Origin of the sequence: Streptomyces sp. UW30 (assembly GCF_008042075.1) — a bacterium.
GTDB lineage: Bacteria > Actinomycetota > Actinomycetes > Streptomycetales > Streptomycetaceae > Streptomyces.
Genome location: NZ_RDBN01000005.1, coordinates 177,945 through 186,880, shown reverse-complemented (window position 1 = coordinate 186,880; position 8,936 = coordinate 177,945). Strand labels below are relative to the sequence as shown.

The window sequence follows — 8,936 nt, the reverse complement described above, 5'->3', positions numbered from 1 at the left end:
CCTCGAGGGCCGGGAGGCGTGGCGCAACCACAACCGGGTGCACCGCTGGGTCGGGGGCGCCATGCTCGGCGGCGCGTCCGTCAACGACCCCGTCTTCTGGCTGCACCACGCCTTCGTGGACATGCAGTGGTCCCGCTGGCAGCAGCGCCACCGCAATCACCGCTACCTGCCGGCGAAGCCGCCGGGGCGGGGCAGCGACCAGCACCGGCGGATCGTCGCCCGGCACGAGCGGCTGCCGCCGTGGGACGTGACACCGGACGAGCTGGAGGACGTCTCCAAGATCTACCGGTACGCCTGAGGGCCGGTGCCGACCGGACCGGACCGGACCGGATCGGACCGGACCGGGGCGGGGCGGGGCGGGGCGGGAAAAAAATGGCTCAGCTCCCGCGGCCGGTGTCCACTAGCCTCCGGGCATGGCTACCGATCCGACGGAACAACTGGTCCGACTGTTCGCCGAGGAGAGCCGGGTGCGTGCCTTCGCCGCCGTGGCGCTGGGCGCGGGGAGCGCCGAGGAGGTCGCCCGGGCGGCGGGACTGTCCCCGAAGGACACCGCTCTGGCGCTGCTGCGGCTGCGGGAGCAGGGCGTGGTGAGCGCGGCGGACGACGGGGAACTGGGCGTCGCCTACGACCTGTTCAGGCAGTACGCGCGGGCTGCGGCGCAGCGCGGGACCGACTCCGGCGCCGCCGGCGGCCCGGACTCCGGGGATGCGCGGACCGACATCGTGCTGCGGACCTTCGTCCGGGACGGGCGGCTGGTCCGGCTCCCGGCACAGTGGACCCGCAAGAAGCTGGTCCTGGGGTACATCGCCGAGCAGACCTTCGAGCCGGGCGTCGAGTATCCGGAGCGCACCGTGAACGAGCGGCTGCGCGCCTGGTGCGAGGACAGCGACGACATCGACCATGTGACGCTCCGGCGCTACCTGGTGGACCTGCACCATCTGCACCGGAGCGAGGGCATCTACCGCCGCCCCGCCGAGGGCGGCTACGACGGGGCGGCTGACAGCGCCTGACCCGCCGGCGTCACGGCAGTCGCCGCACGGGCTCACCCGCCAGGTACGCCTGGATGTTCTCCACCGCCTGGCCGTAGTACGTCGCGTAGTTGGCCTGCGAGACATAGCCCAGGTGGGGTGTGGCGAGGAGGCGGGGGGTCGTACGCATCGGGTGGTCGGCGGGGAGCGGCTCGGTGTCGAAGACGTCGACGCCCGCACCCGCGATGCGGCCCTCGTGCAGGGCGGCCAGCAGGGCGTCCTGGTCGACGATCGCCGCGCGTGAGGTGTTGATCAGATACGCCGTCGGCTTGAGCAGGGCCAGTTCGGGTGCGCCGAGCAGGCCGCGGGTGCGGTCGCTCAGGGCGAGGTGGATGGAGACGAAGTCGCTGTCGGCGAGCAACTCCTCCTTGCCGTTGGCCAGATGGACGCCCACCTCGTCGGCGTACTCCTTGGTGAGGTTCTGGCTCCACGCGCTGACGTGCATGCCGAAGGCGAGGCCGACGTGGGCGACCCGGCTGCCGATCTTGCCCAGGCCGAGCAGGCCGAGACGGCGGCCGTGCAGGTCGGCGCCGACCGTGCTCTGCCAGGGGCCGCCCGAGCGCAGCGCGTTGCTCTCCTGGACGAGACCGCGGGCGAGGCCGAGCAGCAGGGCCCAGGTGAGTTCGACGGGTGGTGTGGAGGAGCTGGCCGTGCCGCAGACGGTGACGCCGTGCGTCTCGGCGGCGGCGTAGTCGATGACCGAGTTGCGCATTCCGGAGGCGATCAGCAGCCGCAACCGGGGGAGACGGGCGATCAGACCGGCGGGGAAGGGGACGCGTTCGCGCAGGGTGACCACGATGTCGAAGTCGGCGAGCGCCGCGGCCAGCGCGTCCTCGTCGGGGAAGTGCGTGGTGAAGGGGACGACCTCCACCTCGTCCGCGAGCGGCGACCAGTCGGCGGCCTCGGTCGCCGCGTTCTGGAAGTCGTCGAGCACAGCACAGCGCAGCCGCACGGTGGTTCCTTTCCATGGCCGGGACGACCCAACGGGAACGACTGTACGGAAGCGATGCGGGCGGGGCCGATTTCGGCCGGTGAGTCGCGCGGGGAGAGGGAGTCTTAAGCAGACCGATCGGTTTGGTTACCGGTGTGCATCCGCTGACCCTGCGTCACGGGCTCGGTGGACTGCGGGGAGCTCGCCTCGTACTCCTCGAAGACCCGCTCGCCCCGGTCCGGCGACAGGTCGAGGGCGGCCAGCAGCGCCGGAGTCGAGATGCTCGGCAGGACGTGGCGGAGCAGGACGCTGACGCGGCGCCCGAGGTCGGCGCGGTTGCAGCGGGCCTGGCTCATCGCCTGGACGCCGGCGAAGGCGCCGTTGAGGAACTCGGCGGTCTCGGCGACGTCGACATGCGGCAGGAGTTCACCCTGGGCCCGCGCCTCGGTGAGGATCTGCTCCAGCTGTTCGGTCCAGGCGCGGAAGGCGGCGTCCCGGTCGAGCTCGCGTGCGCCCTGGTCGAGGGCGAGGGCGACACCCGCCTGCACCAGCGGATCGCGCTGCAGCCGGTAGGCCATGACCATGCCGTGGTCGACGAGCTTCTGCAGCTTGCTGGATCTCTCGGGGAGCCGGTCGATGGGCAGTTGGGCCTCCAGCACACCCAGCGCGACCTCTTCCTTGGACGCGAAGTGGAAGTACAGGGCGCCCCTGGTGACTCCGGCGCGGTTGAGGATCTCTTCCACGGTGGTGGAGGCGTAGCCGCGCTCGCCGAACACCCTGGCGGCCGCTTCGAGGATCGAACGGCGCGTCCTGATCGCGCGGTCCTGCTGGGCCATGGGTCCCTCCACCGTGTGCATGCAGCACATTACGTCGTGTATTGAAAAGAAAACCGGATCACACGTAGGTTACTCGGCGGGCGGGAGCACTCGCTCTGGCCAATGACTCGGGGGGAGCCATGGACCGGGTGCGATCTGTCGACGCAACCGCACGGAACGAGCCAACCACAGGTGCTGCCGGGCCCGTTCCCACAACGGCGGTATGGCATGAGGAGATCAGCGGCGAGCAGGTGCACCGGCCGGATCCACGGGACGCCTTCCCCACCGCATGGCGCCGCCTGGACGACACACACTTCCAGATCAGGGCCCACTGGCCGCACCGGCACCGGTTCTTCACCGCGGTGGCCGGACGCTTCCAGGACCCCTTGCTGATACCGGAGATACTGCGGCAGAGCGCGATGCTGCTGGCGCACGCCGCCTACTCGGTGCCCCTCGGCGACCGGTTCGTGATGCAGCGCATCCGGTACTCGGCGGCGCCGGCCGGGCTGCTCCTCGACCCCTCACCCGAGGGCGTCGTCGCCGACCTCACCTGCGGCGGCGTACGACGCCGGGGCCGTCGGCTGGCGGGCATGCGCTGCACGATGGTGCTGCGCCGACTGGGCCGGGTCGTCGCCACCGCCGACGGACGCCTCGACTGTGTCTCGGACCGGGCCTATCGCCGACTGCGCGGTGAGCGGCTGTCCTTGGCCGGCCGTCCCGTGCCGCTGCTGCCCGGACTGCCGCCCGGGGTCGTCGGCAGAACGGACGCCGCCGCCGTCGTACTCGCACCCTCGCCGCGTCCGGGGGCCTGGCAGCTCCGGATCAACACCGCGCATCCCACGCTGTTTCGACGGCCGGACGACCATGTGCCGGGCTTCGTGCTGCTGGAGGCGGCCCGTCAGGCCGCGACGGCCTTCTCGCTCTTCCCCGGCCTCATGGTCGTCACCGACATGGACATGGTCTTCTCGCGGTACGCCGAACTCGACAGCCCCTGCTGGATCGAGGCCGACGCCCTGGCCGAGGGCGACCCCGACCCGAGCACGATCCAGGTGCGCGGCCTCCAGGACGACGCCGAGGTCTTCCGCTGCACTGTCACGGTCGCGGCGGCGGACGGATCGTAGGCCGAGAGGGAGGACCCACCTTGTCATCACGCATCCTCGTCACCGGGGGGAGCGGGTTCATCGGCGGGCATGTCGTCGCCGCCCTGCGGGAGTCGGGCGGCGTCACACCGTCCCGGGTCCGGCTGCTGCTGCGCGACCCGGCGCGCCTGCCGGCCGGCGCCGCCCCGGCGGCGGAGGTCGTGCGGGCGGACCTCGCCGACCCCGAGTCGCTGCGCGGGATCTGCGACGGCGTCGACGTCGTCCTGCACTGCGCCTCCCGCATCGGCGGGGACGAACGGAGCACCGAGTCCGTCAACGACCACGGCACCCGGGCCCTGGTCGAGGAGGCAGCACGCGCCGGGGTGGGCCGCGTGGTCTACGTGAGCACGGCCGCGGTGTACGGCCGGGGGCCCTTCACCGGCGCGCCGCCCGGGAAGCTGCCGCCCGCGCCCGCCTCGCCGACCAGCCGTTCCCGTGCCGCCGCCGAGCGGCATGTGCTGGACGCGGGCGGGGTCGTGCTGCGCCCCCACCTGGTGCTCGGGACCGGCGACCGCTGGGTGGTGCCCGGGCTCGCCGCCCTGCTGGGAGTCCTGTCGGCGAGCCTGAAGGAGTGCGTGGCCCGGCACTCCGTCGTCGACGTACGGGCGTTGGGGCGCGCCGTGGTCGCCGCCGGGCTGTCGGAGCGGGACCTGGCGGGCGCGCATCACGTCAACCACCCGGAGCCGGTGGACAGTTCGGAACTGCTCGACACGGTGGCCGGCCGGCTCGGCCTGCCACTGCCGGGCGCCGCCCTGGACATCGACGAGGCGCGCGCCCGGCTCGCCGGACAGCCGCGCGCACTGCACCACCTCGGCATGCTCGCCGTGGACCACTGGTTCGCGGACGACGGCTTCTGGACCGGCGTCGGTGTCGATCCCGGCGCGGGGTTCGCGGAGCTCCTGGCCGAACACGCCCCGTGGTACCGGGAGTTGCTGGAGGGCTGACCCCGACGGGTTCTCCAGCGGCTGGTCCTTGATCCCGCGGTTGATCCCGCGCTTCATCACCGCGGGTGATCCCGCGGTTTCTTGAATCCGCTTTTTCTTGAATCCTCGTTCTGTATTTCTCCTTTCCTCGACACGCAGGGTCTTCGTGAATATCAAACGCGCACTGACGGACAAGATCGCACTGGTCACCGGAGCCGGCCGGGGCATCGGCAGAGGCATCGCCGAGCGGCTCGCCCGAGACGGGGCGCTGGTCGGCGTCCACTACGGCCGCAGTGAGGCCGCCGCACTGGACGTCGTGGCCCGCATACGCGAGAGGGGCGGCCGGGCCTTCCCGGTCGGGGCGGAGCTCGGGGTGCCCGGCGACGCCGACGCCGTCTTCGCGGCCTTCGACGCCGGGGTGCGGGAGCAGACGGAAGGGGAAGCCGATACCGCGGGCCCGCTCGACATCCTCGTGAACAACGCGGGAGTGAGCGGTTCGGGGCGCATCGGGCAGGCGGATCCGGAGGTCTTCGACCGCATGATCGCCGTGAACGCCAAGGCGCCCTTCTTCCTGGTGCAGGGCGCGCTGGAGCGGATGCGGGACGGCGGGCGGGTCGTCAACATCTCCTCGCTCGCCTCACGGCGGGCCTTCCCCGAGTCCGTCGCGTACGCCATGTCCAAGGGGGCGCTGGACACCATGACCCTGTGTCTGGCGAAGGAACTCGCCGGTCGCGGCATCACCGTGAACACCGTCGGGCCCGGGTTCATCGCGACGGACATGAACGCCCGCCGCAGGGCGACGCCCGAGGCGCGGGCCGCCCTTGCCGCGCGCTCCGTCTTCGACCGGATCGGCAGCCCTTCCGAGGTGGCGGACGTGGTGGCGTTCCTCGCCTCCGAGGACTCCCGCTGGATCACCGGTCAGTACCTCGACGTGAGCGGGGGCACCGATCTGTGACGCTGCCCCGGGTCTCAGGGGGCGGCCGGGCCGACGGAAGCCGGGACGCAGCCCGTGCGCAGGGCCGCTGCCGACGCCCGGTGCGCGGCGTCCGACCCTGCCGGGTCCAGGTGCGTGAGGGCCGGGGGAGCGGCCAGTGTGGGCAGCAGCAGCTCCCAGAACGCGGTGAGGGTGAAGCAGGACAGCCACTCCGGGTTGGACCTGCTCAGTACCTCGTACCCGACGGTCGACGCCACCAGCGCGCCCGCCATGTGCTGTTGGAGCACCCCCTGGGCGAGCGTGCGCTCGTCGTCGGCCTCGGCCAGGAGCTGTTGCACACAGCACTGCCACTCCTGACGCAGATTGAGTCCCGTGCCGTGCTCGGTCTCACAGCCGAGCACGAACCCGGCGTGTACGACGATGCTGCGGCGGAGCAGATCGGCCAGGGCGTGCGAGACGTCGACCAGGGCCTGGAGCGCGCTGGTCCGCCGGCCGTGGACGAGGCGCGCGGCCCGGCGCAGGGAATGCGACGCCTCGGTGCGCAGGGCCTGGGCCAGGGCCGCCTTGTTCTCGAAGTGGAAGTGCAGCGCGCCGGAACTGACCCCCGCCTCGGCGCTGATGACGGACAGCTTCGCCCTGTCGTAGCCGTGCAACTGGAACTCCCGGGCTGCCGCGAGCAGCAGGGCGTCGCGGGTGCGGGCGGCTCGTTCCTGCTTGGTCATCGTGGGCCTCTCACCCGCACCGCGATTTCCCAGATGTTCACTTCCGTGCTCCTCCTGCTCAGGTCCCGGTGAGGAAGGGCGTGGATCATAACAAACCGTTTTGACTGTTTGTCGGCCTCTGCCTGACATCGGCGAAAGTGCCCTCCGCCTGCGAAGTCGCGGAAAAATGACGTCATTTCCCTGTAGTTTCGCTGAAGTATGCGGTCCTGAGCCTGATTTGACGTTCCGTTGAACGGCATTTGTGCGAGACGTCGACGAACCTAAGGATCATTGACATACCGGAGCATCGGTTTGTAGGTTTCCAGTGAGCGTTCTAATGTGAACGATTCGGGCAAAGCTGGACTAGCTAGGGGGACTAATGAGCCAGCGTTCAATGAATCTGGTGGAGCCTCACATACCGGCTCCCCGGCGTGGGGAGGTGGGTGCGGCGGCCTGGCGGGTTCTGGTCGTGGAGAACGACGCGGTTGAGGCGGAAGCCCTGGTGCGCGCGCTGAAGAGGCACGGGCACGAAGTGGACAGCGTGACCTCGGGAGGCGCCGCGCTGCAGTCGTACGCGGACGCCGATCTCGTACTGATCGACCTCGAACTCCCCGATCTGGACGGGCTGGAGGTCTGCCGCGGCATCCGGTCCACCTGTGACGTCCCGGTGATCGCCGTCACCGCCCGCGGATCCGAACTCGACCGGGTGCTCGGCCTCCAGGCCGGCGCCGACGACTACCTCGTCAAGCCGTACGGTTTCCGGGAGTTGATGGCCCGGATGGATGCGGTCATGCGCCGGGTCCGTACGCCGGAGCCCGCCGCACGGGTCGTCAGTCACGGCCCGCTGCGCATCGACGCGGGCTCTCGCGAGGTCACCCTGCACGGACGCCCGGTCGACGTCACCCGCAAGGAGTTCGACCTGCTGTACATGCTGGCCTCCCACCCCGACACGGTCATTCCCCGCAAGCGCCTCATCCATCAGATCTGGGGCGACTCCTGGTCCCGGCGGACCGTGGACACGCACGTCAGCAGCCTCCGCAACAAGCTGGGCGGCAGTGGCTGGATCGTCACCGTGCGGGGCGTCGGATTCCGTTTCGGCGGGGAGAGCGCCTGAACACAGGGTTGGAAAAAGGGGCACCCCCGGACGCGGGGGTGCCCCCTTCTGATGCGTCCACCTCGGGAATTTGGCATTCCGCTGAGATTTCCCGACGTTCCTCTGAAGTTGCTCGGACACAGCCGCACAGGGCCTGCGGAATCTGACCTGATCCTGAAAGGAACGCCCTTGTAGGGGTGGTCGGGTGCAGGCGAGGCTTTGATGCACCGTCCGGTGACGAATGAGGAGAGCTCGTCGTGCGCAAGGTGCTCATCGCCAACCGTGGCGAAATCGCTGTCCGCGTGGCCCGGGCCTGTCGGGACGCGGGGATCGCGAGCGTGGCCGTCTACGCGGACCCGGACCGTGACGCTCTGCATGTCCGCGCCGCGGATGAGGCGTTCGCCCTGGGCGGTACCGCGTCATTCCGGGGGACAACCCCCGGACCCCCGGCAGGAGAGCAGGTCGGCAAGGGCGGTCGGCACGGACATCGCGAGGCGAGCCCGAGTGACACCCCGGCGACCAGTTACCTGGACATGGACAAGGTGCTGAAGGCGGCGCGCGAGTCCGGCGCGGACGCGATCCACCCGGGTTACGGTTTCCTGTCGGAGAACGCCGACTTCGCGCAGGCGGTCCTGGATGCCGGTCTGATCTGGATCGGTCCGCCGCCGCAGGCGATCCGTGATCTGGGTGACAAGGTCGCCGCCCGGCACATCGCCCAGCGTGCCGGTGCGCCGTTGGTCGCCGGTACGCCGGATCCGGTGGGCGGGGCGGACGAGGTGGTGGCGTTCGCCGAGGAGCACGGTCTGCCGATCGCGATCAAGGCGGCGTTCGGTGGCGGTGGCCGTGGTCTGAAGGTGGCCCGGACCCTGGAAGAGGTCCCGGAGCTGTATGAGTCGGCGGTGCGTGAGGCGGTCGCCGCGTTCGGCCGCGGGGAGTGCTTCGTCGAGCGCTACCTCGACAAGCCCCGGCATGTGGAAACCCAGTGCCTGGCCGACTCCCACGGCAACGTCGTGGTGGTCTCCACGCGTGACTGCTCGCTGCAGCGCCGGCACCAGAAGCTGGTCGAGGAGGCCCCGGCGCCGTTCCTGTCGAAGGCGCAGGTCGCCGAGCTGTACTCGTCGTCCAAGGCCATCCTGAAGGAGGCCGGCTACGTCGGCGCCGGCACGGTGGAGTTCCTGGTCGGCGCGGACGGCACGATCTCCTTCCTGGAGGTCAACACCCGTCTGCAGGTGGAGCACCCGGTCACCGAGGAGGTCGCCGGGATCGACCTGGTCCGGGAGATGTTCCGGATCGCCGACGGCGAGGCGCTGGGCTACGACGACCCGCCGCTGCGCGGGCACTCCTTCGAGTTCCGTATCAACGGCGAGGACCC

Annotated in this window: 10 protein-coding genes; 7 read left to right on the top strand and 3 right to left on the bottom strand. The window is 70.6% G+C overall.

What is annotated here, in order from left to right:
- Both EAO75_RS02470 and EAO75_RS02465 read left to right on the top strand, forming a co-directional pair.
- A partial coding sequence (locus EAO75_RS02470; protein WP_147994247.1) for a tyrosinase family protein occupies window positions 1-298 on the top strand: 298 nt, incomplete at its 5' end.
- Between the two features lie 115 nt (window positions 299-413).
- On the top strand, window positions 414-1,010 hold the full coding sequence (locus EAO75_RS02465; RefSeq protein WP_147993356.1) for a DUF2087 domain-containing protein: 597 nt from the start codon (window positions 414-416) through the stop codon (window positions 1,008-1,010).
- 10 nt (window positions 1,011-1,020) lie between these two features.
- On the opposite strand, the gene EAO75_RS02460 is transcribed toward EAO75_RS02465, so the two are convergent.
- Entirely contained in the window at window positions 1,021-1,980 is a 960-nt protein-coding gene (locus EAO75_RS02460; RefSeq protein WP_147993355.1) for a D-2-hydroxyacid dehydrogenase family protein, read from the bottom strand.
- A gap of 104 nt (window positions 1,981-2,084) precedes the next feature.
- Window positions 2,085-2,795, bottom strand: a complete 711-nt coding sequence (locus tag EAO75_RS02455) for a ScbR family autoregulator-binding transcription factor (protein WP_147993354.1) — start codon at window positions 2,793-2,795, stop codon at window positions 2,085-2,087.
- 215 nt (window positions 2,796-3,010) lie between these two features.
- On the opposite strand from EAO75_RS02455, the gene EAO75_RS02450 reads away from it, so the two are divergent.
- The 3 genes from EAO75_RS02450 to EAO75_RS02440 all read left to right on the top strand — a co-directional run bounded on the left by EAO75_RS02450 (window position 3,011) and on the right by EAO75_RS02440 (window position 5,791).
- Window positions 3,011-3,895 (top strand): ScbA/BarX family gamma-butyrolactone biosynthesis protein, encoded by an 885-nt coding sequence (locus EAO75_RS02450; protein ID WP_315986990.1) that lies wholly within the window; start codon window positions 3,011-3,013, stop codon window positions 3,893-3,895.
- A 20-nt stretch (window positions 3,896-3,915) separates the two neighbouring features.
- Window positions 3,916-4,857, top strand: a complete 942-nt coding sequence (locus EAO75_RS02445; protein ID WP_147993352.1) for an NAD-dependent epimerase/dehydratase family protein — start codon at window positions 3,916-3,918, stop codon at window positions 4,855-4,857.
- 145 nt (window positions 4,858-5,002) lie between these two features.
- Window positions 5,003-5,791 (top strand): SDR family NAD(P)-dependent oxidoreductase, encoded by a 789-nt coding sequence (locus tag EAO75_RS02440; protein WP_261989120.1) that lies wholly within the window; start codon window positions 5,003-5,005, stop codon window positions 5,789-5,791.
- A gap of 14 nt (window positions 5,792-5,805) precedes the next feature.
- On the opposite strand, the gene EAO75_RS02435 is transcribed toward EAO75_RS02440, so the two are convergent.
- Window positions 5,806-6,492, bottom strand: coding sequence for a ScbR family autoregulator-binding transcription factor (locus EAO75_RS02435; RefSeq protein ID WP_147993351.1), 687 nt, complete (start codon window positions 6,490-6,492; stop codon window positions 5,806-5,808).
- Between the two features lie 373 nt (window positions 6,493-6,865).
- Here EAO75_RS02435 and EAO75_RS02430 point away from each other — a divergent pair, with 373 nt between their 5' ends.
- Complete coding sequence (locus EAO75_RS02430) at window positions 6,866-7,585, top strand: response regulator transcription factor (protein ID WP_261989119.1); 720 nt, start codon at window positions 6,866-6,868, stop codon at window positions 7,583-7,585.
- A gap of 236 nt (window positions 7,586-7,821) precedes the next feature.
- A partial coding sequence (locus EAO75_RS02425) for an acetyl/propionyl/methylcrotonyl-CoA carboxylase subunit alpha (RefSeq protein ID WP_147994245.1) occupies window positions 7,822-8,936 on the top strand: 1,115 nt, incomplete at its 3' end.